Source organism: Fictibacillus terranigra (assembly GCF_030412265.1).
GTDB classification, from domain to species: domain Bacteria; phylum Bacillota; class Bacilli; order Bacillales; family Fictibacillaceae; genus Fictibacillus_C; species Fictibacillus_C terrinigri.
Genome location: NZ_JAUHLN010000001.1, coordinates 1,386,693 through 1,412,813, shown reverse-complemented (window position 1 = coordinate 1,412,813; position 26,121 = coordinate 1,386,693). Strand labels below are relative to the sequence as shown.

The 26,121-nt window shown below is 44.6% G+C and carries 25 protein-coding genes, 1 other RNA gene, 1 pseudogene and 2 other annotated features; of the genes and pseudogenes, 2 read left to right on the top strand and 25 right to left on the bottom strand.

The window, feature by feature from the left end:
• Positions 1-82: 82 nt before the first annotated feature.
• The 18 genes and pseudogenes from greA to QYF49_RS26095 all read right to left on the bottom strand — a co-directional run bounded on the left by greA (position 83) and on the right by QYF49_RS26095 (position 15,921).
• The gene (gene greA, locus QYF49_RS07055; RefSeq protein ID WP_290398874.1) at positions 83-559 is read right to left on the bottom strand and encodes a transcription elongation factor GreA; all 477 of its coding nucleotides are present in this window, start codon (positions 557-559) and stop codon (positions 83-85) included.
• Between the two features lie 165 nt (positions 560-724).
• Positions 725-1,366: a uridine kinase gene (gene udk / locus QYF49_RS07050; RefSeq protein ID WP_290398873.1), complete on the bottom strand. Its 642-nt coding sequence runs from the start codon at positions 1,364-1,366 to the stop codon at positions 725-727.
• Positions 1,367-1,389: 23 nt separating this feature from the next.
• On the bottom strand, positions 1,390-2,046 hold the full coding sequence (locus tag QYF49_RS07045) for an O-methyltransferase (RefSeq protein WP_290398872.1): 657 nt from the start codon (positions 2,044-2,046) through the stop codon (positions 1,390-1,392).
• A 62-nt stretch (positions 2,047-2,108) separates the two neighbouring features.
• Entirely contained in the window at positions 2,109-3,236 is a 1,128-nt protein-coding gene (gene mltG / locus QYF49_RS07040; protein WP_290398871.1) for an endolytic transglycosylase MltG, read from the bottom strand.
• A 168-nt stretch (positions 3,237-3,404) separates the two neighbouring features.
• Positions 3,405-3,698, bottom strand: a complete 294-nt coding sequence (locus tag QYF49_RS07035; protein WP_290398870.1) for a DUF1292 domain-containing protein — start codon at positions 3,696-3,698, stop codon at positions 3,405-3,407.
• Positions 3,699-3,708: 10 nt separating this feature from the next.
• Positions 3,709-4,137 (bottom strand): Holliday junction resolvase RuvX, encoded by a 429-nt coding sequence (gene ruvX, locus QYF49_RS07030; protein WP_290398869.1) that lies wholly within the window; start codon positions 4,135-4,137, stop codon positions 3,709-3,711.
• Positions 4,137-4,409, bottom strand: coding sequence for an IreB family regulatory phosphoprotein (locus QYF49_RS07025; protein WP_053357741.1), 273 nt, complete (start codon positions 4,407-4,409; stop codon positions 4,137-4,139). Before QYF49_RS07025 ends, ruvX begins: the two co-directional genes overlap by 1 nt.
• A gap of 84 nt (positions 4,410-4,493) precedes the next feature.
• Entirely contained in the window at positions 4,494-7,130 is a 2,637-nt protein-coding gene (gene alaS / locus QYF49_RS07020) for an alanine--tRNA ligase (protein ID WP_290398868.1), read from the bottom strand.
• 99 nt (positions 7,131-7,229) lie between these two features.
• Positions 7,230-7,447: a binding site (T-box leader), on the bottom strand.
• 26 nt (positions 7,448-7,473) lie between these two features.
• Entirely contained in the window at positions 7,474-8,586 is a 1,113-nt protein-coding gene (locus QYF49_RS07015) for an AI-2E family transporter (protein ID WP_354005802.1), read from the bottom strand.
• 55 nt (positions 8,587-8,641) lie between these two features.
• Entirely contained in the window at positions 8,642-8,806 is a 165-nt protein-coding gene (locus QYF49_RS07010; RefSeq protein WP_290398867.1) for a hypothetical protein, read from the bottom strand.
• A 36-nt stretch (positions 8,807-8,842) separates the two neighbouring features.
• Positions 8,843-9,040: a hypothetical protein gene (locus tag QYF49_RS07005; protein ID WP_290398866.1), complete on the bottom strand. Its 198-nt coding sequence runs from the start codon at positions 9,038-9,040 to the stop codon at positions 8,843-8,845.
• 23 nt (positions 9,041-9,063) lie between these two features.
• Positions 9,064-9,534 (bottom strand): PRC-barrel domain-containing protein, encoded by a 471-nt coding sequence (locus QYF49_RS07000; protein ID WP_290398865.1) that lies wholly within the window; start codon positions 9,532-9,534, stop codon positions 9,064-9,066.
• Positions 9,535-9,578: 44 nt separating this feature from the next.
• Positions 9,579-11,879, bottom strand: a complete 2,301-nt coding sequence (recD2, locus tag QYF49_RS06995) for an SF1B family DNA helicase RecD2 (RefSeq protein WP_290398864.1) — start codon at positions 11,877-11,879, stop codon at positions 9,579-9,581.
• A gap of 25 nt (positions 11,880-11,904) precedes the next feature.
• Positions 11,905-12,546, bottom strand: coding sequence for a tetratricopeptide repeat protein (locus QYF49_RS06990; protein ID WP_290398863.1), 642 nt, complete (start codon positions 12,544-12,546; stop codon positions 11,905-11,907).
• A 98-nt stretch (positions 12,547-12,644) separates the two neighbouring features.
• Positions 12,645-13,769 carry a tRNA 2-thiouridine(34) synthase MnmA gene (gene mnmA / locus QYF49_RS06985; RefSeq protein WP_290398862.1) on the bottom strand — a complete coding sequence of 375 codons (1,125 nt, stop codon included), beginning with the start codon at positions 13,767-13,769 and terminating at the stop codon, positions 12,645-12,647.
• Positions 13,770-13,807: 38 nt separating this feature from the next.
• Complete coding sequence (locus QYF49_RS06980; protein WP_290398861.1) at positions 13,808-14,947, bottom strand: cysteine desulfurase family protein; 1,140 nt, start codon at positions 14,945-14,947, stop codon at positions 13,808-13,810.
• Positions 14,948-14,973: 26 nt separating this feature from the next.
• Positions 14,974-15,393, bottom strand: coding sequence for a cysteine metabolism transcriptional regulator CymR (cymR, locus tag QYF49_RS06975; protein WP_290399073.1), 420 nt, complete (start codon positions 15,391-15,393; stop codon positions 14,974-14,976).
• A 15-nt stretch (positions 15,394-15,408) separates the two neighbouring features.
• Positions 15,409-15,921 (bottom strand): annotated as a pseudogene (locus tag QYF49_RS26095) (YczE/YyaS/YitT family protein).
• 278 nt (positions 15,922-16,199) lie between these two features.
• Here QYF49_RS26095 and QYF49_RS06965 point away from each other — a divergent pair.
• Positions 16,200-17,534, top strand: coding sequence for an AAA family ATPase (locus QYF49_RS06965; RefSeq protein ID WP_290398860.1), 1,335 nt, complete (start codon positions 16,200-16,202; stop codon positions 17,532-17,534).
• Positions 17,535-17,650: 116 nt separating this feature from the next.
• Entirely contained in the window at positions 17,651-18,406 is a 756-nt protein-coding gene (locus QYF49_RS06960) for an RsfA family transcriptional regulator (protein ID WP_290398859.1), read from the top strand.
• A 38-nt stretch (positions 18,407-18,444) separates the two neighbouring features.
• On the opposite strand, the gene QYF49_RS06955 is transcribed toward QYF49_RS06960, so the two are convergent.
• The 7 genes from QYF49_RS06955 to QYF49_RS06925 form a co-directional block, all read right to left on the bottom strand.
• A complete protein-coding gene (locus tag QYF49_RS06955) occupies positions 18,445-19,212 on the bottom strand; it encodes a tRNA threonylcarbamoyladenosine dehydratase (protein WP_290398858.1) in 768 nt (255 codons plus the stop codon).
• A gap of 250 nt (positions 19,213-19,462) precedes the next feature.
• A non-coding RNA gene (gene ssrS / locus QYF49_RS06950) (6S RNA) lies at positions 19,463-19,640 on the bottom strand.
• A gap of 89 nt (positions 19,641-19,729) precedes the next feature.
• Positions 19,730-21,517 (bottom strand): aspartate--tRNA ligase, encoded by a 1,788-nt coding sequence (gene aspS / locus QYF49_RS06945; RefSeq protein ID WP_290398857.1) that lies wholly within the window; start codon positions 21,515-21,517, stop codon positions 19,730-19,732.
• 14 nt (positions 21,518-21,531) lie between these two features.
• On the bottom strand, positions 21,532-22,800 hold the full coding sequence (gene hisS / locus QYF49_RS06940; protein ID WP_290398856.1) for a histidine--tRNA ligase: 1,269 nt from the start codon (positions 22,798-22,800) through the stop codon (positions 21,532-21,534).
• Between the two features lie 76 nt (positions 22,801-22,876).
• Positions 22,877-23,114 (bottom strand) — a binding site (T-box leader).
• Between the two features lie 68 nt (positions 23,115-23,182).
• The gene (locus QYF49_RS06935) at positions 23,183-23,356 is read right to left on the bottom strand and encodes an RNA polymerase subunit sigma-70 (RefSeq protein WP_290399072.1); all 174 of its coding nucleotides are present in this window, start codon (positions 23,354-23,356) and stop codon (positions 23,183-23,185) included.
• A gap of 58 nt (positions 23,357-23,414) precedes the next feature.
• Positions 23,415-23,858, bottom strand: a complete 444-nt coding sequence (gene dtd / locus QYF49_RS06930) for a D-aminoacyl-tRNA deacylase (RefSeq protein WP_290398855.1) — start codon at positions 23,856-23,858, stop codon at positions 23,415-23,417.
• A gap of 23 nt (positions 23,859-23,881) precedes the next feature.
• Entirely contained in the window at positions 23,882-26,062 is a 2,181-nt protein-coding gene (locus tag QYF49_RS06925) for a RelA/SpoT family protein (RefSeq protein ID WP_290398854.1), read from the bottom strand.
• Positions 26,063-26,121 lie beyond the last annotated feature (59 nt).

Genomic DNA, 26,121 nt, shown 5'->3' with positions numbered 1-26,121 from the left:
ATTTCAGTGTGGTCTCTGACAGGTGTAATTAAACTTGCATCCCGACAAAACAAAAAACAGCGTCCGCTGGACGCCGTTTTTATTATTTTACTTCTAAAATTCTGACACTGATTTCTCCGCCTGGGGTTTGCACAGTAACCTGATCTCCCACTTTTTTGCCAAGAAGGCTTTTCGCCATTGGAGAATCGTTTGAAATTTTACCTTCGAACGGATCTGCCTCCGCGCTCCCAACGATCATGTATGTTTCTTCGTCCCCATCAGGAAGTTCCAGGAACTTGACAGATTTCCCAATGGATACACTGTCTCCTGAAGCTTTATTTTCCTCAATAATCACGGCATCCCGGACCATTTTTTCCAACTGAACAATTCTCGCTTCAACGAATGCCTGTTCATCTTTCGCTGCATCATATTCAGAGTTCTCTGAGAGGTCACCGAAACTGCGGGCAACTTTTATACGCTCAACCACTTCTTTGCGCTTTTCGGTTTTGAGATATTCTAATTCATTTTCTAATTTTTGCTTGCCTTCCAGCGTCATATAATGCTTTTTTTCTTCTGACATCCTATATTCACTCCTTCAATTAATCAGTACCCTTGATAACTATATATGTTGTCAAACAGATCTGATATGTATATCGGATTCTTACACCTTACTAAAAAATAAAGCGCTTGCCAAATTTATTGGCTTCAAAAAATCGAACCATGCGGAAAAAATGAGGGCTTGGCCTCATTTTTTTAAGATCGCTTTTTCTTCAAGGATCGTTTGAATTTTGGTAACCATCAAATCGATCGCTACACGATTTTGTCCGCCTTCCGGGATAATAATATCTGCATACCGTTTTGTTGGTTCGATAAACTGGTTATGCATCGGACGGACTACCGATGTATACTGATCGATAACGGATTCAAGCGTGCGCCCTCTGTCACGGGTATCTCTTACCATACGGCGGATAATACGCACATCAGCATCCGTATCGACAAACAGCTTGATATCCATGAGGTCCCTAAGACGCTCATCTTCCAAAATTAAAATACCTTCAAGAATGATTACATCTTTCGGTTCAACTGGGATAATTTTATCACTTCTTGTATGTGCTGTATAGTCATAAACCGGCTTTTCAATGGATTTATATTCCAAAAGTTCATTTATTTGATGAATAAGCAATTCATTATCAAAAGCCAGAGGATGATCATAATTCGTTTTCAGACGCTCGTCCATCGTCTTATCGGATTGGTCTCTATAGTATGAATCCTGTTCTATGATGAGAATCGACTGATCGGCAAACTGGCGGTAGATTTCTTTGGCCACTGTGGTTTTGCCAGAGCCAGAACCCCCGGCTACCCCTATGACAATCGGTTTTTGTACCATGTTCTTTCTCCTTCCAAATCTCTCTAACGGTGCTCTTTATCCTTTTTCACGCTGATCGCAATGCCGTCTCCAACAGGTAAAATAGCGGTAGTATACTCTTGGTGGTGCATAAGAAATTCATTGTAGGATCGAATTTTCCTGACCAGGGATGCAAGCCTCCTCGTTCCTACCCCACTGTCATCGGCGACGTATCCTTTAAACAGAATGTTATCTGAAATCATGACGCCTTTAGGCTTAAGCATTTTTCCATAATTCTCAAAAAAACGCTGGTACTGTCCTTTTGCTGCATCTATAAACACAACATCGTAGGGTGCGTGCTTTTCCGCTTCTGCTGTTAATTCATTGGCGTCACCCAGCAATACAGTAATGCGTTCAGAAAGCTCAAATTTCTTTATATTGGCGACAGCCTGCTCAAATCGTTCCGTATCTTTCTCAATGGTAACGATCGACGCATTCGGTACAGCTTCTGCCATACGAATTGCCGAATACCCTATGGCTGTTCCTACTTCTAAAATTCTCTGCGGCTGAATGATCCGAAGCTGCTGCAGGAGGGCTTCTATGCCAACGAGTTCCATGATCGGAACACCGTGCTCTTTTGCGAACTCCTCTATTTCTACAATTCTTGGATCTCGATCAGGAATCAATGCTTCTATATATTCCTGCATTACTTTTGTGATCAAGGCGATGCCTCCTAACTTAACCGGAATATTATATCATAAAAGCATCATATCGTGTTTTCTTTTTAGCTTTTCCTTACGTGTGCCTGCCATTCATTCCGGTATTTTTGAACGATTTTCGTATGTTCCTTGTAAGTTTTAGTATAGATCACTTGTCCATTAGGGCGAGCATAGAAAAAATAATACCCGGATGGCTGTGGGTTCAGCGCCGCTTTTATGGACTGTTCACCTGGTGAAGCAACCGGACCGATGGGGAGCCCGGGGTATTTGTACGTATTGTATGGTGAATCGAACTTCAACTCTTTGTAAAGTAATTGTACTTTAAAGTTTTTACGTGCATATTTAACAGTCGGATCAGAATCAAGTGTCATTTTCTTTTTTAAGCGGTTGTAAAAGACACCCGAAATTTTTGGACGGTCTTCCGGCCGTTGAGCTTCCTCTTCGATCATCGAGGCCAGGGTCAGCACTTCATATGGTTTCTTCTTGCTTTTTTGCAGTTGAGCGTGGTAAGTATCCATTACTCTTTGCGTTTTATCTAACATTTTCTTAACGACAGCTTTTACATCAGGCTGTTTCTCATCAAACTCATATTTTGCAGGAAATAAATATCCTTCCAGCGGATAATAGACCTTCTTGTCATAAACCTTGTTGTCTATGATCGGAAACTGGGCCTGAAGCTGTTTTACAAACGCTCTGTCATTCATGATCTTCATGACTTGTTCTTTAGTTTGGCCCGTGTTTTTTGCCACTGTCTCGGCAATCTGAGGGACAATAAATCCTTCAGGAATGGTAAAGGATGTTTCAGGATGGCGAAAAACTTTACCGTTCTTTAAGGCGGCAATGAGCTGATCCACATTCATGGAAGGCTTAAGGTCATATACACCCGCCTGAAGATTACCTGATTCTTTATATTTGGCATACACCTGGAAGACCAAGCTGCTCGTGATCAGCCCTTTGCTCTCCAGAATCCTTCCTATCGTTGAAACGGAAGAGCCTATCGGTATGTCGACTGTGATCTTTTTATCGTTATTCGGATCTGAGGGTCCAAGCGCATCTTTTATGTATGTATATCCATATACAGCACCTGCTGCAATTAGCACAAATATCAGCAGTAGAACTCTTGCGGTTTTTTTCTTCTTATTCTTCCGGCCGGAATCAAGCGGGTCTCCGGAAACCGTGTTCAGTATTAACACTTTTGTTTCTCTCCTTTCATCTGCTTAATTATACTGATAAGTAAAAATCATGTCTAGCTTCCATAATTAAGAAAAGCGGTTTCAAATTTCCATTAAGACTTTAGTATGTTCTAAAGCACACAAAAAAAGCAGCTAAAGTATAACTTTAGCTGCTAAGCGCTTTATTTCCTATTCTTCGTCTTGAAATGCGTTAAGAGTTTCTTCGATCATTTGCCATTCTTCGTCAGTTTCCAGCGGGAAAAGCTCGATATCATCTTCTCCATCACCCTTGTCCACAAAACGGAACGGGAAAACTTCCTGCTCATCGCTTTCGTCATCCTGGTCGTCTCCAGCAGGAACGAGCAAAATGTAGGAATGGCCGGTTGGAGTAGTGCTTCCGTCAATCGTCATAAGAACTTCAAACAGGTTTTCTTCTCCGTCTTCTCCTGGAATGATAATGTGTTCTTTTTCTTCGTTTGCCATTTGAATCACCTCAATTTTTTGATTGGCGGCTGTCTAAGTAACCTTGCAGAATCAAAACCGCTGCCATCTTGTCGATCACTTGCTTCCTCTTCTTTCGGCTGATGTCTGCTGATATCAGCATTTTTTCAGCGGCCATAGTCGTTAACCGCTCGTCCCATAAAACGACGGGGAGTTCATACCGCTTTTCTGCCTCCCTGGCAAATTCTTGGCATGCTTCACCGCTCGGACCAATGGTTCCGTTCATGTTTTTCGGTAAACCGACTACAATTTCTTCAACTTCGTACTGTTTGACCCACTCGCCAATACGTTCAAAGACTTCGTCGGGCTGATGCGGTTTTCTCCTGACCGTTTCAATCCCTTGAGCCGTCCAGCCCATGGCATCGCTGACGGCCACTCCAACCGTGTGGGAACCGACATCAAGTCCAAGAATTCTGGTCATTAGAGAGAATCCTTTTCCTTTGTATCAAGATAGGATTTAACCAGTTCTTCAATAAGTTCATCGCGTTCAATTTTACGAATCATCGTTCTGGCATCCTTATGGCGCGGAATATAGGCTGGGTCTCCTGATAACAGATACCCGACAATTTGATTGATCGGGTTATAGCCTTTTTCCTGCAGTGCTTCATAAACGGAGAAAAGCACTTTTTGTACATTCGGATCCATTGAATCGTCATGAAAATTGAACTTCATAGTTTTATCCATAGAACTCACGGCCAACACCTCTTTCTCTAACTTCTCCCTTTGGACTGACTGTATTTTTCCCTTTATACAGTCATTGTACCCTTAATGCAGTGATTAGCAAACAGATTTCACTGCTTCAATCACCGATTCTAATGCAGATTCCAATTTCTCAGGATCTTTTCCTCCGGCCTGGGCCATGTCAGGACGGCCCCCGCCGCCTCCGCCGCAGCGTGTAGCGACTTCCTTTACAAGATTGCCGGCATGGTACCCTTTTGGGATCAAATCTTTCGTTACACCGGCTACAATGTTTACTTTATCATTATTTACTGCTCCAAGTACTACAATTCCACTTGAAAGTTTATTTTTTAAATCGTCCACAATGGATCGTAATCCATTCATATCTGTGGCATTCACTTTTTTAACGATAAGGGAAACGCCATTTACTTCTACTTTTTCGTTGATCAGGCTTCCTGCTTCTAAGTTGCCTAATTTGGCGGAGAGGGATTCTTTCTCACGCTGAAGATCACGAACTTGGCTTTGCAGTGCTTCAACCCGATGCGGTACTTCTTTCGCATTCGTTTTCAGCACAGCAGCTGCATTTCTTAGAATCTGAACCTGCTCTTTCATTGCCTGGTAGGCTTCTTGTCCGGTAACTGCTTCAATCCTTCTTGTTCCTGCTCCTATTCCTGTTTCAGAAAGAATCTTGAACAATCCGATTTCAGATGTATTATGGACATGGCATCCTCCGCAAAGCTCGAGGCTGTAATCCCCGATCTTTACCACACGTACCACCTTCCCATACTTCTCACCGAACAGAGCCATTGCCCCCATCGCTTTGGCTTCGTCGATCGGTTTCAACATCTTGTCAACAGTGATCGTCTTCCATATCTTCTGATTAACGATGTCTTCAATGCGCTCCAATTCTTCAGCAGATATACTGCCGAAGTGAGAAAAGTCGAATCTGAGCCTTCCCGGGGCAACTAGTGAACCCGCCTGATTAACATGAGTTCCCAGTACATCCTTCAATGCCTGATGCAGCAGGTGTGTCGCCGTATGATTTTTTACGATTGCCGTACGTTTTTCAGCATCAACCTGAGCAACGACCTCAATTCCCTTGCGCAGGGTTCCTTTTAACACCGTTACAGTATGAAGGTTCTGGCCGTTTGGTGCCTTTTGTACATCCTTCACCTGCAGCTCTGCGCCTTCTGCAATCATGGTTCCCTGATCGGCAACCTGGCCCCCGCTTTCAGCGTAGAATGGAGTGATGTCCAGGATGACCTGGCCTTCTTCTCCTTCGCTGAGGAGGTCGACACGCTCACCGTTTTGAAGAGTTTCCAGCACTTTTGATGTGCTTCTTTCTTCTTCATAGCCGATAAATTCACTGTTTGTTTTAATGTCGCTAAGGACGCCGCCCTGGACTTGCATGGAATCCACATCCTGGCGCGCAGATCGTGCACGTTCACGCTGAGCTTCCATTTCTTTTTCAAAACCGGCAAGGTCCACTTCCATGTTGTGTTCAGCAGCATACTCTTCTGTTAGTTCGAAAGGAAATCCGAATGTATCATACAGTTTAAACGCATCTTTCCCTGCAATCATACTGCTGCCGGATGCTTTTTCTTTTTGGATGACTTCTTCGAGAATGGCCAACCCTTCATTAATCGTTTCATGGAAACGTTCCTCTTCATTCTTGATCACACGCTGAATAAAAGGAACTTTCTCCTTCACGTCAGGGTAAAAATCAACCATGATATCTGCAACAGTCGGAACGAGTTCAAACATGAACGGACGATCTAAACCGATCTGTTTAGCAAATCGGATCGCTCTTCTAATCAGACGGCGAAGAATGTAGCCCCGGCCTTCATTGGAAGGCAGTGCGTTGTCTGAGACAGCGAATGCAACGGTACGGATATGGTCAGCAATGACTTTAAACGCTGTATCCGTTTCCTTGCTTTCTCCATACTTGCTGCCTGAAAGCTTTTCAGTCAGCTGGATGACAGGAATGAATAGGTCTGTATCGTAGTTGGTCGGAACATCCTGGATGACAGATACCATCCTCTCTAGACCCATTCCAGTATCAATATTCTTTTTCGGAAGCGGAGTATAGGTACCGTCCGGGTTATGGTTAAACTCGGAGAAAACAAGGTTCCAAACCTCCAGATACCTGTCATTTTCTCCACCCGGGTATAGTTCCGGATCTTTAGGGTCATTCCCGTATTTCTCTCCGCGGTCATAGAAGATCTCGGTATTCGGTCCGCTTGGCCCTTCGCCGATATCCCAGAAGTTCCCTTCAAGACGAATGATTCGTTCTGCAGGAACTCCTACCGTTTTATTCCAGATTTCAAAGGCTTCATCATCTTCCGGATGAATGGTTACAGAAAGCAATTCAGGATCAAAGCCAATCCATTTAGGATCTGTTAGAAACTCCCAAGCCCATAAGATGGCCTCTTCCTTAAAATAGTCACCGATGGAGAAGTTCCCAAGCATCTCAAAGAACGTGTGGTGCCTTGCTGTGACTCCTACATTCTCAATATCATTGGTTCGGATTGATTTTTGCGCATTTACGATTCTCGGATTCTCAGGAATGACCCTTCCGTCAAAGTATTTTTTCAGAGTTGCCACTCCACTGTTAATCCAAAGTAAAGACGGATCTTCATGAGGGACGAGTGACGCACTCGGCTCCACACTATGGCCCTTCTCCTGGAAAAAATCAAGAAACATTTGTCTTACTTGAGCAGATGTTAGTGTTTTCATCTTTCCGATCTCCTTTCTTCATTAAAAAGCGTAAGCGATTTGCACTGCAGCTAAATATTTCACGCGTTTAAAACAAAAAAACTCCCGTTCCTGATTCGCATCAGGGACGAGAGTTGTTATTCACGCGGTACCACCCTGGTTATGATCTCACCTCATGGGAAATCATCACCTTATGTAAACCGTAACGGGGTTTAACCGGCAGGCATTAACTGCACTCGGGAGTAGCTTTCCGTTCCTCTACCTTTAGAAACCTTTCAGCCAGGGGTCTCCTCTCTATAAAAGAGCTGGAACGTACTTATCTCCATCATCGCTTTGCTATATCTTGCAGTAAGTATAAATCCTTCTAGGGCATTTTGTCAATCTTTGCCGTAAGTCTGTGGTCGCGGATATGAACCAATATGACTTTAAGTATTGAGAACACAGGAACAGCGAGGATCAAACCAAGAATTCCACCGATCTCCCCTCCCGCAAGAAGAGCCAGTATAATCAACGCAGGGTGGATATGAAGGCTCCTCCCAACAATGAGGGGACCTAAAATATTGCCTTCAATAAATTGAAGCACCAGCATGATTCCCGATACAATGAGTACCATCTTAACAGAGATCGTAAAAGCAATGAATACAACCGGGATCGCCCCGAGTATAGGTCCAAAATAGGGAATGACGTCTGTAATGGCAATGATGATGCCTAAAATAATCGGATAGGGCATCCCTGCCAGCCACAGAGCCAGCACAGCGGCTGCCCCAAGCAGACTGCCGACAAAAAGCTGTCCGCGGATATACCCGCCCAATGACCGGTCAATATCCTTCAATAAGTGTATTCCCTCTTTTCTCCACTTATTTGGCGTTATATACCAGCATACTTGCTTTATGCTGTTAATATCCTTAAGAAAATAAAAGACGAGAAACGGAATGATAATCAACACAAAGAAATAATCGACGATTTTCTTTATTGAAGCGATCACATTGGCTGCACTCTTCTCCAGGTAATGTTCGCCGGATTGAATATAATCCTCGATGCGGAGATGGATGGAACGAGGAAGGCGGGAGGTGTGATGATCTACTTCAAGCAGCCAGCTTCGGTACGTTTTTGATATAGCGGGTATATTGGATACGAGCTCCCGTATTTGAAGCACCATATATGGAATGCCTTTGTAAACCGCATATCCGATTCCTCCAAAAAACAGAATATAGATGAGCAGAATTGCAAGCGTCCTCGGCATACCCCAGTGATGCAGTTTTTCAACGAGCGGATGAAGCAGATAGGTGATGAACACCGCAATAAAAAAAGGAATAAAGACCGCTTTTAACGTTTTAAGCACCGGCATCCAGAAAGGAGAGAGCTTCAGCAGCAGCCAGCCGCAAAGAAATAAAAGGACCAGCAAGGACAGGCGGATGATCCACTTCATATAATTTTCCCGATGTATGGTAATCACCTCCATCTTTATTGTTGCCACAACCCCTATTTTCATGAAAAAAAGTCCATGCTTTTTTAGCATGGACCTTCATTCTTTAATAAATGGCTTTTGCCAGTCTCTTGCGCATTTTTCTTACTCTTTTAGAGGATAAAAGGTCATTCATCCCCATTAAGTTCATCCCGTTTTTTCGGGATGATCTCATTCCGTAGAAAGCTGCCCAGATACCTAGAGCGAGTACGGGTTTAAAAAAGCTGTTCATGTTGTCACCCACCCATTCATTAAGATCGCGTAACATTTATTGTGCATCGGCATTAATGGATAAATCTTGATCTTCAAAAAGATCATCGAGCGACGTCAGACTGCCATCCTCTTCCACTTGATGAAGGGATAGCATCCCATTAACAATGGACAGTTCGATAAAACAATTCCAGCAATAATACTGATTGATACCGATCTTGCCAATATCCTTGCAGCTGCAGTTCGGGCATTGCATGAGGGGGTCCTCCTTTATAGCACTTATCGTACAAAAAGTGCCTGCTTTCCTATGTTTAACGGCTCATGGGAATAGATGAGAGATCTTCCATCCGTCCAATCGGAAAACAAACCTTTTGTCACTTCAACTGCTACAATCCTGCCCCAATCATGAGAGAAATATACATCCTCAACCACGGCTTCCGTATGACCCTCCTTTGAAAGGAGTGCCTGTCTTACGATACAGGATGGATGTTGTATCATCGTGAAAGTACCCTCTTTACGGGAGGGTATCTTGTACGGTTTGCAGCTGCAAAGCAATACGGAATCCCGGCTGCCCATTTCTGCCGAGGCGAATGGCACAAACTTCTTTCGAAAGGAAAGCTTATTTTCACTTATGATGAAACCAAGCACATTTCCTTTAGAATCAGCCACCACGTCCTGCACCCTGCCGATGGATTTTTGGCTTGCGGCATGCACAGCTCTCCGTCCTTTTAAAAAAGAAAATGTTCGCAAAGTAACCCCCACCCTTCCGAACATTTCTTATCATTCCACGATCTTTATGGGTTCATCCTTGAAACGTTTTCCAAGTTAAACTGGGTGAGCCTTTCCTTGAGCCTTGAATATCTTGCTGATTCATCATTGCGCTGAACTGCAAGCTCAAAGGCTGATTCCTCGCCGCACAGAATCAGAAATTCCCGGCTTCTCGTAATTCCCGTATAGATCAAATTTCTCCTTAGCATTCGGAAGTAGCTTTTCACCACAGGCAGAATGACAATCGGAAACTCGCTTCCCTGAGACTTATGGATGGAACAGCAATAAGCATGAGTAATATGATGAAAATCAGAACGTGTATAAACGACTTCCACCTCATCAAATGCAACCACGAGCTGGTCTTCCTTATCTGTCGTTTCTTTCGCATAGATGATCGATACGATTTCCCCCATGTCCCCGTTATATACATGATCTTCTGGCTGGTTAACCAGCTGCAGGACTTTATCACCGACACGGAACACCGACTGTTGTATGTTCAATTCACGCTTTTGCGGCCCTGGGGGGTTAAAGAGCTCCTGTAGTGATTGATTTAACATGTCAATACCTGCATTGCCCTTGTACATTGGAGCAAGTACTTGAATGTCTCGTGCCGTATACCCTTTCTGCCTTGCGTTTTGGCACACTTGTTTAACCACCTCAAGCACTTGCTGCGGCTGGCAGGAAAAGAAACTTCGATCCGCCTTTCTCTGTTTCAGATCATTCGGAAGCATGCCGTTTTTCATATGATGGGCAAGTTCAATAATGGATGACCCTTCTGCCTGCCTGTAGATATCTTTAAGCTCCACGGTCGGAATGACATTGGCTGCGATCAGGTCCCGCAGCACTTGGCCCGGCCCAACAGACGGCAGCTGATCCTCATCCCCTACGATGATTACCTGAATATTGCCTGGAACGGCCTTAAAAAGGGCATGAGCAAGCCAAATATCAACCATGGACATCTCATCTACAATGAGCAGCTTACCCTCCAACGGATTTTCATCACTATGTTCAAAGCCGGCTCCGCCTTTCCAGCCCAGGAGACGATGAATCGTAAACGCGGGTATTCCCGTGGATTCTGACATCCGTTTGGCTGCTCTCCCGGTCGGCGCAACAAGAAGGACAGGAAATGGCTCGTCTTTTTTATAGGTTGAAGGATCCAAAGAGACACCATGCAGTTCTGCATATACCTCAACGATTCCTTTAATTACGGTAGTTTTCCCGGTCCCCGGACCTCCTGTGAGCACCATGACAGGAGAGAAGATGGCAGTCTCGATCGCCTGCTTTTGGGATGGTGCATACTCGATTCCCAGTCGATCCTCCAGATCTCCCAGTGCTTTCAGAAATTCAGAATGAGGAAAAGCGTCCTTATACTCTTCCTGGCCGGCAATGCCTGTCACTGATTCAGCCAGCCCCTTTTCTGAATAAAAAAGGGACGGCAAATAGAGTCTGTCATCCTCCATTACAATCTTCTGTTCATCCCTCAAGGCTTCTATCTCACGAAAAATATCTCCATCGCTTAGCGGTGCCTCCCCATTCGTGAGCAGTTTTTTCACTTCTTCCATCACATGCTCTGAGGGAAGATAAACATGGCCTGCATCGGTTCCCCGCTCTTGAAGGATGTAGAGACAGCCCGCTCTGATTCGTTCAGAATGATTGTAGGACAGCCCAATTCCCTTTCCGAGCTCATCGGCCCGCTGAAAACCAATGCCCTCTATATCATAAATGAGCTGATAAGGATTATTCTGAATGATATGAAGTGCATCTTCCTTATACGTTTGGTAAATCTTCATCGAGAGCTGAGGCCCTATGCCAAATGGGTTCAATGTCACCATAACCTGTTCAAGCCCCTGATGCTCGATGAGTACGCCGTATAAATTCTTTGCTTTTTCTTCATTTAGATGGGGAATGCCGTTTAGGACATCCGGATTTTCCAAAATTGCAGAAATCGCATTCTCCCCCAGATGATTAACAATTGCTTCTGCAGTTTTTTTGCCGATCCCATGAAACAGGTCGCCTGACAGGTATTGAACCATCCCCTCTTTCGTCTGCGGCATGTCTTTACGGAATTGCGTTACATGATACTGTTTTCCATACTTCGGATGTTCTTTAAAATGCCCGAAAAAAATATACCGTTCGTCCTGGTAGAGCGGCGGCAGCGTACCTGTAATGACCGCCTCTTTCTCATCATAGGATTCGTTCGTCTCATGGATGCGGATTCGAGCGACTGTATACAAGTTATCCTGATTAAAAAAAATCGTCGTCAGCAGTGAGCCTTTTATATATTTCGCCTGTTCATCGAATAAATCGAAAGAAGACTGTTTATCCATCTTTGGTCTCCTGACTTTTTAAAAATTATTGCCTTTTGTTTTCTACGTTCTTTTTCCCATTTGCAGCAAGGTAATGATCGGGCTGAATGCTGAGGGCATGGCTGAATGCTTCTAGGGCAGCGTCCGGTTCATCAAAATAAACATGAGCAACACCAAGATTGTAAAAAGCATCTGCATGTCCCGGATCTTTTTCCGTCACCGTTAAAAAAACGTCCTTTGCCTGTTTAACCTGCTCAAGCTGAGCGAGGCACAGACCATATTGAAAAAGAGATTCTATATCGCTTTCGTTCATTTCGTATGCACGCAGAAAATGCGGAACGGCCCTGATATGTTCTCCTTTTTGGACAAAGCACATTCCGAGCATAAAATGAACGTCGCCTTCCTGTATCCCATTTTGGAGCGCCTTCAGAAAAAACTTTCCGGCTTGTTCAAATCTATCCATCTGATAGAAAGCGATGCCCATACTGTAAACCGCTGCACCAGCCTCCGGATCAAGCTCCAGCGCTTTTTCAAAAAAGACCAAAGCTTTCTCATACTCGTGCACAGCCGACAGCAAGTTTCCATAATTAATATAAGGCACGGGGTTTCCTGGGTCCTTTTCAATCTGCTCTTCCAATGCTTTCGCCGTTTCTTCTAATTTGCCCTTTTTAAAATAGTCCTGTTCCACTGCTTTCCTCCTGAAATCTGTTCTGATTAAAGTATATCAGAGAATGGTTTTCATTAATAAAAAAACCAGTCCTTTTCTATACAAAGGACTGGTCTGCTTTATAGATAAGAAATAGGTTCCCCGTTTTTGATTACCTCATCAATGGTAGCCCCTCCAAGGCAAACGTCTCCGTCATAGAAGACGACCGCTTGGCCAGGAGTTATAGCCCGCTGGGGTTCATCAAAAACAACCTCAAGGGTGCCATTATCCAATTGAGTGACAGTTACCCCTTTATCTGGCTGACGGTATCGGAATTTCGCGGTACAATGGAATGTTTTTTCCATCGGCTTCGAACTGACCCAGCTTGGTTTCACCGCTACAAGACTTTCACTGTAGAGCGCTTCATGATCAAAGCCCTGTTCAACGAAAAGAACGTTTTGTTTCAAGTCTTTTCCTACCACAAACCACGGATCTCCGCTTCCGCCGATGCCAAGGCCATGCCGCTGGCCGATCGTATAATACATCAATCCATCATGTTTGCCTTTTACTTCCCCGTCAAGTGTTCTCATCTCACCTGGTTTTGCCGGCAGATAATTACTGAGAAATTCTTTAAAATCCCGTTCACCAATAAAACAGATGCCCGTAGAATCCTTTTTCTTTGCGGTTGCCAGTCCTGCTTCAGCGGCGATCTTGCGGATCTCAGGCTTGTTCAATTCGCCGATCGGGAACATGGTTTTCGCGATCTGCTCCTGTGAAAGCTGATTGAGGAAATAGGTTTGGTCTTTGTTCTCATCCACACCGCGAAGCATTTTTACTTCTCCGTCTTCTTCAACAACACGGGCATAGTGGCCTGTTGCGACATAATCCGCGCCAAGGCTCATGGCATGATCAAGAAATGCCTTAAATTTAATTTCTTTGTTGCATATCACATCCGGATTCGGTGTTCTTCCGGCTTTATATTCTTCAAGGAAATAGGTGAAGACCTTATCCCAATATTCTTTTTCAAAGTTTACAGCATAATAAGGTATTCCGATCTGGTTCGCTACCGCAATCACATCATTGTAATCCTCGGTTGCGGTACAGACCCCAAATTCATCGGTATCATCCCAGTTTTTCATAAAGATTCCGATAACGTCGTAGCCTTGCTGTTTAAGCAGCAGCGCCGCTACAGAAGAATCCACACCGCCGGACATCCCAATGACGACGCGTGTTTCTTCAGGTGATTTTGATTGTCGCGTTGACATTCGTTCACCCCCCTTTCATTTTCAAAATAGAGTTTACCTTATTTTTGCAGACGTTTCACTATTTTTGCTGTCTCACGTGCGGTTTTCTCGATCTGTTCTTGTGTATTATAAAGTCCAAAGCTGAACCGGACAGCATTCTTCGTTCGGTCAGTCTTTCCGAACATCGCTGTGAGCACATGCGAAGGCTCAATCGATCCTGCCGTACAAGCAGAACCGCTAGAGGCTGCAATGCCGGCTAAATCCAGGTTCACGAGCAGCACTTCTGTCTTTACACCCGGGAAACTGACATTTAAAATATGAGGCAGACTATGCTCGGCTGAACCGTTCAATAAATACTCAATGCCTTCTTCTTTAAAGATGGACAGCATCGTCTTTTTAAAGCCTTCATATTTTTCTGCTCTTTGATGGCCTTCTTCAGCCATGATAGCAATGGCCTTGGCGAATCCCGCTATCCCTGCAACGTTTTCAGTTCCTGCCCGGCGCTTCCGCTCTTGTTCTCCTCCAAAAAAAGAAGGTGCAATGGATACACCATCTCCGATATAGAGGAAACCGGTCCCCTTTGGTCCATTGATCTTGTGTCCCGAAACGCTGAGAAGATCCACCTGTAATTCTTGGACGTTCAGTGGAAGAACACCGTATGCCTGCACAGCATCCGTATGGAAATAGGCCTGATGCTCCTTCAAAATCTCCCCGATCGTTTGAATATCCTGAATCGTTCCCACTTCATTGTTTCCATACATGATGCTTACGAGAATCGTATCTTCTCTCAAGGTTTCTTTTAAAGCTTGGATGGAAATTCTCCCTGCTTCATCAACAGGTAGGAACGTTACCTCAAACCCTTGGCGTTGCAGTTCTTCGCAGGCGTGAAGGACGGCATGATGCTCGATCTGTGTGGAGATGATATGTTTCCCCTGTCCGCTGTTCGCATAAGCCGTGCCAAAAATGGCCGCATTGTCCGCTTCTGTTCCGCCGCTCGTAAACATAATATGGCTGGGTTGAGCCCCAATGCTTTTTGCCGCTGTCACTCTTGCTTCATCAAGCAGCTGGCGTGTTTTTCTGCCAAATTGATGAATACTAGAGGGATTTCCGAAGTGTTCCGTAAAATAAGGCAGCATTTCTTGGACAACATCCGGATGGATGGGTGACGTTGCCGCATGGTCTACATAGATGCGATCCATAAGATCACCTGCTTTCTATTCATTCACTAAATATAAAACATGTACGAGTCTTGTTCTCCTTCACCTTGATAGTTCGCAAGATCGTCCAAAGTCGTGTTATCGAGTACATCTTTTACAGCATCACGGATTTTTATCCAAAGATCGCGTTTTGCCGGCTCCTCATCTTCCATTACCTCAACCGGGCTGATCGGTCCCTCAAGAACACGGATAATGTCACCTGCTGTGATTGTTTTCGCATCTTTAGCAAGAACGTAGCCTCCATAAGCACCTCTTATACTTTTAACAAGCCCTGCATTCCGCAGCGGGGAAATCAGCTGCTCCAGATAATGTTCGGACAAACTGTGTTCTTTTGCGATCAGTTTTAAGGCGATTGGCCCCTCACCGTGCTTTTTTGCCAATGCCATCATGATGGTCAAGCCATAACGGCCCTTTGTCGATATCTTCATCATACACACTCCGTTCTATCCAATAGTTAACGATTTTTTACAGAAAGGCAAGGTATAACCCACGATGATGCCGATGGATATACAATACAGAATGGTTCCCAGGGAAACCGGTCCCTTTAACAGCCAGCCTTCGGCCAAAACAAAAAGTTCCATGACAAGTCTGATGCTGGCAAGTTTTTTGCCGGTTTTCTCCGTTAAGGCCAGCATTAAGCTGTTCCGCGGTCCTGCTCCGCAGTCGCTTGCAATATACAGCCCCATTCCCATTCCGTTCATAGCCGGATCTGCAGCCAGCATGATCAGACTGTCTGCAGTGGAATCCGGTGAGCATTAAGTAGCGATCAATAAATATTCCGACAAACAGCATGTTCAGGAAGGCGCCTGCCTGAGGCTGTTTTCTAGTAAGCGTGTGGCACCAATCATCAAAAATCCAATAGTAATCGACCATGTACCGATCGACAAACCAAACTGATAATATAAACCGATATGTAGTACATCCCACGGAGCATTGCCTAGATCGGTTCTTATCATGAGCGATATTCCAAACGACATGATCAATAGCCCCATAAAAAAGACAATCCATTTAACAAAGAAAGGTTTTGCGGGGCTGTTGATGGTACTCATTAGTTTAACCTTTCCTTTGCCTGTTTTTGCACATAAACCCAAACTATTATAGCATGAAGCAGCTTATTCTTGCATTCATATGAACGGTATAGTACCTTTTGGTTACTGAAGAATGCGTTGCAGAATGAATAGATTTAACCGGATGCGTGCGCTTTTTTCTATGGTACGGATATAGGAGGATACAGATGGATTTATTCAGCGATCATCACTCTCATGAAAAAAAAGCAATGGGCCCCCTCGCCAGCCGGATGCGGCCCCGATCCATAAAAGAATTTATCGGGCAGTCCCACATTGTAGGTGAAGGTAAGCTTTTAAGAAGAGCCATTGAAGCGGACCAGCTCACCCCGATGATTTTTTTTGGACCACCCGGAACAGGGAAAACGACATTGGCGAAAATCATCGCAAATTCCACTTCTGCCTATTTTGAGCAGTTAAACGCCGTTACTTCCGGAGTGGCTGATATCAAAAGGGTAACGAGTGAAGCGAAAGAAAGGCTGTTGATGGATGAAAAGAAAACGGTGCTGTTTATTGATGAAATCCATCGTTTTAATAAAAGCCAGCAGGATGCCCTTCTTCCCTTTGTAGAAGACGGAACCGTTATCCTCATCGGTGCAACGACAGAAAGTCCAATGTTTGAGATTAACCCGGCATTACTTTCCAGATCAAGGCTGTTCCGTTTTGAACATTTAACCGATGAACATACACGCTCCATCATCCTCCATACACTCGAAGATAAAGAGAGAGGCTATGGAAAATACAATATTAAAATGGAAGAGGATGCCCTTGGCCACCTTGTTTCCGTAGCCAATGGAGATGCCCGGACTGCCCTGAACGCCCTGGAACTCGCAGTTCTCACGACAAAACCGGATGATTCCGGCCAGGTTCACATCACCTTGGAAATTGCTGAAGAAAGCATCCAGCAAAGGGTGCTGCAGTACGACAAAAAGGGGGACAACCATTATGATACTATCTCTGCTTTTATAAAGAGCATCCGAGGTTCCGATCCTGATGCTGCCCTATACTGGCTGGCCAAAATGATTTATGCCGGTGAAGATCCTCGATTTATTGCCCGCAGGATTTATGTCCATGCAGCTGAAGATATAGGCCTTGCGGATCCTAACGCCCTGCTTGTCGCCCAGGCTGCCGCGTATGCGGTTGATTTTGTCGGGATGCCTGAAGCCCGGATTCCGTTGGCAGAAGCCGTTGTTTATCTTGCTACCGCGCCAAAAAGCAACGCTGTCATCATGGGGATTGATCATGCGATGAAGGCAGTAAAAAAAGAAAAGAGCGGTCAAGTGCCTATTCATTTGCGTGATGCGCATTATAAAGGGGCCAGCCAGCTGGGTCATGGAAAAGATTATAAATATCCCCATAATTTTCCTGATGGATATGTCGTTCAGCAATATTTGCCGGACCACTTGAAGAATAAAACCTTTTACGAGCCTACCGTCAGAGGCTTTGAAAAAAGCATACAGAAAAGGCTGGACTACTTTAATGACAGAAAACGAAGGGAAACCTAATCTAGCACTCTGTTAACAAAAAACTAGCAAATTTTACATTGCACGTATAGAATCCTCTCCTTTTGCTCAAAATGAGAACATAAACTCGTATATTATGAATCAAGGAGAGGATAGATGTGATAAAAGTAAGACAGGATGCCTGGTCTGAAGAAGATGATCTGCTTCTGGCCGAAACGGTATTGCGCCATGTGCGCGAAGGCAGTACGCAGCTTCATGCCTTTGAAGAGGTCGGCGATAAACTGGAGCGCACAAGCGCTGCCGTGGGTTTTCGTTGGAATGCCATCGTAAGGAAAAAATATGAACAAGCGTTGAAGATCGCCAAAAAACAGCGAAAAGAAAGGCAGCGTGCGATCGCTAAAGGCCAGCAGCAAAGCAAACCTTTAAAAACTCCGGTTAAGCAAGCTGTACCCGCAGATGATGAAGTGTATCATCCTGAAGAATTTTTCAGAACGCCCTTCACTGCTTCTGTCCAGCAGCCTGAAATCGCGGAACCTTCTTATACTGCTGCATCCATACCATCAATGCAAACCGTCCATCCGGCGTATCCGAGTCAGCAGAAAGAGAGTTTAAGCCTCAATGATGTCATTGCCTATTTATCAGAGATCAATAGAAACGGCCTTGCCAATGGGCGTATCGAGGGCGAAAACGCCACCCTGAAAAAACAAAACGAAGAGCTTTTCCATCAAAATCAGAAGCTGACTGAGCAATTGAATAAGATGGAAAAAGATTTTGCAGCCATGAAAGAAGATTATCAGGCACTGCTGCAAATCATGGACCGGGCACGAAGAATGGTCCTGCTGCAGGATGATGCCGCCGACAACCAGAGTTTCAGAATGGACAAAAACGGCAACCTTGAAAAGCTTGCAAAATAAAAGAGCCGCTGATTACAGCGGCTCTTTATTGCGTTAGATTACTTCATTCTATTGATGGAAATTTTATGTGTTTCCAGCAGCTTGTTCACCACATGCCCTGCCATGAAAAGACCCGATACAGACGGTACGAACGAATTGGAGGAAGGCGGCATTTTGGCTTTTCTAATCCCAGGGGCATTCTCAGGAACAATTTTTTCTCTAATATCTTCCCTGATCTGCACCGGTGTTTCATCGGAGAAAACGACTGTCACTCCCTTATGGATACCTTCCTTCCGGAGACGCTGTCTCACTACCCGTGCAATGGGGTCATACGACGTTTTGGAAATATCAGTAATCCTTAGTCTGGTCGGATCCAGTTTGTTGGCCACACCCATGCTTGAAATGATCGGAATATTTCTGGACAGGCATTCTTTGGCAAGATGCACTTTATACGTTATTGTATCAGAAGCATCGACAACAAAATCCAGTTCGTACGCGAAAAACTGATCATACGTCTCTTCTGTATAAAACATTTGTAATGCAATCACTTCGCATTCGGGATTAATATCCGCGATACGCTGTTTCATAAGTTCCACTTTTGACTGGCCGACCGTTGAAAGCAAAGCATGGATCTGCCGGTTGACATTCGTTATATCCACAACGTCTTTATCCACCAGGATGAGTTTGCCGATACCTGCGCGAGCAAGTGCTTCAGCCGAAAAAGAACCGACTCCTCCGATACCAAGGATTGCAACGGTGCTTCCTTTTAAAGCCGCTAATCCATCTTCGCCAATGGCGAGCTCATTTCTTGAAAACTGATGTAACATGAACCTTCTCCTTTCGAAACTAGAAAAGCGCAAGTGACTGGCTAAGTCCAACAAGCGCTGGAACACTTAATATTATTTCTGCCCTAGCCTGCTGAAGGCAGGCCTTGCTTCATTGCAGCTTACTTCCTACAAAGGATATACTATTTCCCAGTCTTGTACAACCTTTACTCAAAACTTATGGATAACACAATAAAAACCCGGGCCATCGCCCGGGTTTTTCTATATTCACACATTATATAAGTGGTTGGATGAGAGTCCCAACTGTGCCGTCATTTCCTAAGTTTTGAACCTGCTCTCGCAGGTGGGTGCCCTGTTCCGCAATTAATGCGTCCTCTACGAGAAGGCTTGCACGCTTTGCAGAAACACTAGCTCCCGAATAAAAAGTGTTGGCTCAAAACATTCGGTCTTAACGAACACATCAGGACTCTTATTGGTATAAATAATACCACATCATTTTCTTGAAAACAAGGGAATTACAACCTGTTATTTAAATTTTCTAACAGTTCAAACTTCTTTCCTATGCCTTTTGTCCGTTGTCTTTTTCGACTTTTACAGCAAGATGAAGTTCATCCAGCTGTCTATCACTAACATGTGAAGGAGCATTCGTTAACAAGCAGCTTGCGCTTGCTGTTTTCGGGAAGGCGATGGTATCTCTCAAGTTGTTTCTTCCTGCAAGAATCATTACGAGACGGTCAAGTCCTAAAGCAATTCCTCCATGAGGCGGTGTGCCATATTCAAAGGCATCCATTAAAAAGCCAAACTCTTCTTTTGCCGCCTCTTCAGAGAATCCGAGCGTCTTGAACATTTTTTCCTGAAGATCCCGCTGATAGATGCGCTGTGAACCGCCGCCAAGCTCGTATCCATTTAACACAAGGTCATAGGCTTTTGCACGAACAGCTCCAGGATTGCTCTCAAGCAGATCAAGATCTTCTTCTTTCGGCATCGTAAACGGGTGGTGAAGAGCAACATAACGGTTTGCATCTTCATCGAATTCAACAAGCGGGAAATCGACAACCCAAAGGAAATTCAGCACGCTTTCGTCGATGAGATCAAGGTCTTTACCCAGCTTCAGGCGAAGCGCTCCAAGAGCATCTGCAACGACCTTTTTGCTGTCTGCGACAAACAGGAATAAATCGCCTTCTCCACCTTCTAAAGCAGCAAGCAATCTGTGCTTTTCTTCATCTGTAAAGAATTTCGCAATCGGCCCTTTGAGTTCGTTCCCTTCAAACTTGAGCCACGCCAATCCTTTAGCACCGTACCGTTTCACATAATCCGTAAGCAGGTCGATGTCTTTTCGGGAGTAATTGCCGGCTTGCCCTTTTACGTTGATGGCTTTTACTTCTCCGCCATCTAAAACGGTTGAAGCAAAAACTTTAAATCCGGAGTTCTTTACGATTTCCGAAACATTGATCAATTCCATGCCAAAACGAGTATCGGGTTTGTCAGATCCATAGCGCTCCATTGCTTCTGCATAAGTAAGGCGAGGCATCGGGGTCTGTACCGAGAAACCTCGGATCTCACCAGCCATTTGAACCATAAGGTCTTCCATCATGCTCATCAAATCTTCTTGGCCAAGGAATGAAGTCTCAATATCGATCTGTGTAAACTCAGGCTGGCGGTCCGCCCGTAAGTCTTCATCACGGAAACAGCGGACGACTTGGAAATAGCGTTCAAATCCAGATACCATCAGGAGCTGCTTAAAGAGCTGAGGTGACTGCGGCAAAGCATAAAATTGACCTGGATGCACACGGCTTGGCACCAAATAGTCTCTGGCTCCTTCAGGCGTGCTTTTTGTCAGCATTGGTGTTTCTATCTCCATGAACTCCTGCTGATCCAGAAAATCACGAATCATTTTTGTCACACGATAGCGGAGTTTTATTGTCTCCTGCATGACGGGTCTTCTTAAATCCAGATAACGATATTTCAAGCGTACATCCTCATTGATGTCACTGTCATCTGCGATGGAAAAAGGAGGTGTTTTTGCGCTGTTGATGATTTCAAGTTCTTTGCCCTGAATTTCAATTCTGCCGGTCGGTACGTTTTCGTTGATTGTCCCCTCGTCACGCGCAATAACTGTTCCTTTTACCGCAAGTACAAACTCACTTCTTACTTTATCAGCGATGTTCAATGCTTCGCTGGAAACCTCAGGGTTAAATACAACTTGAACCTGGCCTGAACGATCGCGAAGGTCGATAAAAATTAAACCGCCAAGATCTCTTCGCTTCTGAACCCAGCCGGTTAGTTTTACTTCTTGCCCGACGTGCTGCTCTGTTAAGGTTCCGCATTTATGCGTTCTTTCTGACATGTTGTTATTCCTCCTCAAATTTGCTTCAGCAGATATTCTGTAACTTGATCGAGTGCTACTTCAGACTGTTCACCGGACTCCATCTCCTTCACAGAGATGACGCCATTTGCCAGTTCATCATCTCCCAGCACCGCTACAAATTTGGCTTTTGTCCTGTCTGCCGCCTTAAACTGGGCTTTCATCTTTTTATCCAGATAATCTTTATCTGCTTTCAATCCGGCTTTACGGAATTGATAGAGAAGTGACGGAGCTTTTTCTTTTGCTTGATCCCCCATTGTTACAAGGTAGCAGTCAATCGTATCTTCAATCGGCAGCTCAACACCCTCTGCATCCAAAGCAAGCAATAATCGTTCAAGGCTCATCGCAAATCCGATTCCAGGTGTCGCTGGACCGCCGACTTCTTCAGCGAGGCCGTTGTATCTTCCGCCGCCGCTTAATGTCGTGATCGCCCCGAATCCTTCCGCATCACTCATGATCTCAAAAGCGGTATGGTTATAGTAATCCAAGCCCCTAACAAGTGTCGGATCAATGACATAATCAATTCCCATCTGTGTCAGGGTCGATTTGACCGTTTCAAAGTATTTCCTTGATTCCTCGTTCAAGTAATCATGGATCGAAGGAGCCGTTTTCATCAGTTCGTGATCTCGGTCCTTTTTACAGTCCAGGATTCTGAGCGGATTAGTGTGAAGACGATTCTGGCAATCATGGCAGAATTCTCCAATCCGCGGTTCAAAGTGTGCAACGAGTGCTTCTCTGTGCGCTTTACGGCTATCTTTGTCTCCAAGCGTGTTAAGCACGAGACGAAGGCTCTTTAGCCCAAGCTCTTTATAGACATCCATCGCAAGTGCCATAACTTCTGCATCGATCGATGGATCATCACTTCCCATAGCTTCAATTCCAAATTGTACGAACTGCCGGTACCTGCCTGCCTGAGGCCTTTCATAACGAAACATGGGGCCGATGTAATATAGCTTTACAGGCTGCTGAGCGAGGCCGAATAGCTTGTTCTCGACGTAAGCCCTTACCGTGCTTGCTGTTCCTTCAGGACGCAGTGTCAAACTTCTCTCCCCGCGGTCCGTGAACGTATACATCTCTTTTTGAACGATGTCGGTTGTATCTCCTACACTTCTTAGAAAGAGTTCCGTATGTTCAAAAATCGGTGTTCTGATCTCTTTATAGTTGTATCTGCTGCAGATTTCTCGCGCTTTCTCCTCAACAAATTGCCATTTTTCAACAGTACCCGGTAAAATATCCTGGGTCCCTCTCGGAATTTGATAACCCATCCTTCATTCCTCCTTGAATCCTCGTTAATCAATGAAAAAATAAAAAACTCCCGTCCCTATTATTATCCGAAATAATAATAGGGACGGGAGTTATATACCCGCGGTGCCACCCTCGTTGAAGCTCATGCTTCCGCTCACAAAATGCAAATAACGCATGCATGCGTCCAACTCTACTGGGCATTGTCCATTTTCCGTTCGAATTGAAACCTCAGGAGTGTCTTTCACTAAATCATCATGCAGAAATGCTTGCAGCCTATGGCATTTCCTCTCTTGGCATGTGGGGTTTACCTACTTTTCTCCGTCACTGGTGATTTCATTGAATTGTTATTTATCTTACTCATCAAAAACAGCAATGTCAATCCCTTTTACAAAAAACTTTACGTCATCGTTTTATTTTTTTGCGAAGGCTGATCACACTGCGAAGAGGAACACCAAACTCTTCAGCGAGTTCCATCGTGCTTGAAGAAGCTTCCTTTTGTATAAAATCATGAAAATCAATTCCCATCAGCTGGTTGACATGGGCATTGACATGTTCTCCCTTTTCTCCGTTCCGCATTTTCATCTTCCTTTCACCTTTTACTTATCTTTTCCAAAAGGCGAAAGTTTAAAACAGCTTATTCTTTGCTGTCGAGGATGAGTGTTACCGGGCCATTGTTCGTAAACGATACATCCATCATCGCTCCAAAGATTCCGGTTTCCACTGTAATCCCTTTTTCACGGAGCAGAGCATTAAATTTTTCATACAAAACAGACGCCTGATCCGGTTTGGCAGCAGCCATAAAATTCGGGCGGCGGCCCTTTCTGCAATCACCAAACAAGGTAAACTGTGAAATGGAAAGTATGGATCCTGCTACATCCAGCAGGGATAGGTTCATCTTTTCCTGTTCATCTTCAAATATGCGGAGGTTTACAGCTTTCTCAGCAAGATAAGCCGCATCCTTTTCTGTGTCTTCATGCGTCACTCCGACCAGAAGCATCAAGCCATGGCCGATCTGGCCAACGACGTTGTCTTCTACCGTAACGGCAGCTTCTGTGACGCGCTGCAGTACTATTCGCATGTCGCTCTCCTTTATGTCTATCGTTATTGCATTACACGGCGAACCGCGTAGATATCCGGGATCTGTTTGATCCGTTCTACTACTTTTTGAAGGTGGTTCACATTCTGAATGGAAATGGACATACTGATCGTCGCCATCTTGTTGCGGTCTGAACGTCCTGAAACAGCTGTAATATTCGTTTTCGTTTCACCTACAGCATGGAGTACTTCATTGAGAAGGCCTCTTCGGTCAAATCCGTTGATTTCAATATCTACGTTGTAGCTCTTCGGTTTTTCGATGCTGCCTTCCCATTCGACAGGCAGGAGTCTTACTTGAGCATCTCCGGTGTTGACGTTGACACAGTCTTTGCGGTGAACGGAGACACCGCGGCCTTTCGTTATATATCCGACAATTTCGTCGCCCGGCACAGGATTGCAGCATTTTGAAAGGCGGATAAGAAGGTTGTCGATTCCTTTTACGACAATTCCTGAATCCGTTTTTCTGGCCGATGGCAGGCTCTTTGATTCGGTGATCGCTTCAAGAATTTCTTTATTTTCCTGTTCCTGATCTTTTTTGCGGCGCAGTTTATCTGTCAGCCTTGTGGCGATCTGTGCACCCGTAATTCCGTTATATCCGACAGCAGCATACATATCTTCTTCGTTCGCAAAATTATATTTTCTGATGACCGTCTGAAGGTTTTCCTGCGTAAATACATCCTTCAGCTCGAAGCCCCGTCCGGTAACTTCTTTTTCAATCATCTCTTTTCCCTTGGCTACGTTCTCTTCACGGCGTTCTCTCTTGAAAAACTGGCGGATTTTATTTTTTGCGTGAGAGCTCTGAGTAATCTTTAGCCAGTCCTGGCTTGGACCGTATGAATGCTTACTCGTCATGATCTCAATAATATCACCGGTTTTCAGGGTATAATCGAGGGTAACCATCTTGCCGTTTACTTTGGCGCCTATGCAGCGGTTTCCGATCTCTGTATGGATGCGGTACGCAAAATCCAGCGGCACCGAGCCTGCAGGAAGTTCAATAACATCTCCTTTTGGAGTAAACACGAACACCATATCAGAAAATAAATCCACTTTTAGTGATTCCATGAACTCTTCGGCGTCCGCCACATCGTTCTGCCATTCAAGAATTTCTCTGAACCACGTTAACTTATTTTCAAACGTGTTGACCGGAGCTTTTTTTGATCCTTCTTTATATGCCCAGTGAGCCGCGATCCCGTACTCGGCAACCCTATGCATCTCGCTTGTACGGATCTGAACCTCAAGAGGATCTCCTTTAGGACCAATGACGGTCGTATGAAGAGACTGGTACATATTAGCTTTCGGCATAGCGATATAATCTTTAAAACGGCCTGGCATCGGCTTCCAAGCCGTATGAATGATGCCTAAAGCCGCATAGCAGTCTTTAATGTTATGAACAATGACCCTGACAGCAAGGAGATCATAGATTTCATTAAACTGTTTGTTCTGCTTCACCATTTTTCGGTAGATGCTGTAAATGTGCTTCGGACGTCCGGAAATATCCGCCTTGATCTGAACTTCAGACAGCCGGCTGCTGATCTCGCCCATGACTTCCTGGACATATTGCTCACGTTCGGCCCGCTTTTGTTTCATCAGATTAACAATCCGATAATACTGCTGTGGATTTAAGTATCGTAAAGAAACATCCTCGAGTTCCCACTTAATGGTGGAGATCCCGAGCCTGTGTGCCAGTGGAGCAAATATTTCAAGCGTTTCATTCGCTTTTTGAATCTGTTTTTCTTTTGGCATATGCTTGAGTGTCCGCATGTTATGAAGGCGGTCAGCCAGTTTGATCAAAATACAGCGGATATCCTGAGCCATTGCTACGAACATTTTACGGTGATTTTCAGCTTGCTGCTCTTCTTTTGACTTAAACTTGATCTTCTTCAGTTTCGTGACGCCATCCACGAGCATGGCCACTTCTTCATTGAACCGATCGCTGATATCCTTCAGTGTAATCGGCGTGTCTTCCACTACATCATGAAGAAACCCGGCTGCAACAGTTACCGGATCCATTTGAAGATCGACAAGAATACCAGCAACTTCCACCGGATGCTGAATGTATGGTTCACCCGATTTTCGGAACTGGCCTTCATGCGCATCTTTTGCGTATTCATACGCTTTTCGTAAAAGCTGTATATCGTCATCGGAAAGATAAGTTTCCGCATTTTTTAATACTTCATCTATGGTCATGAAAATCACCTAACGTCAAAAATTGTATATTGCTTCTATTATCATGAAAAAATGCGAAG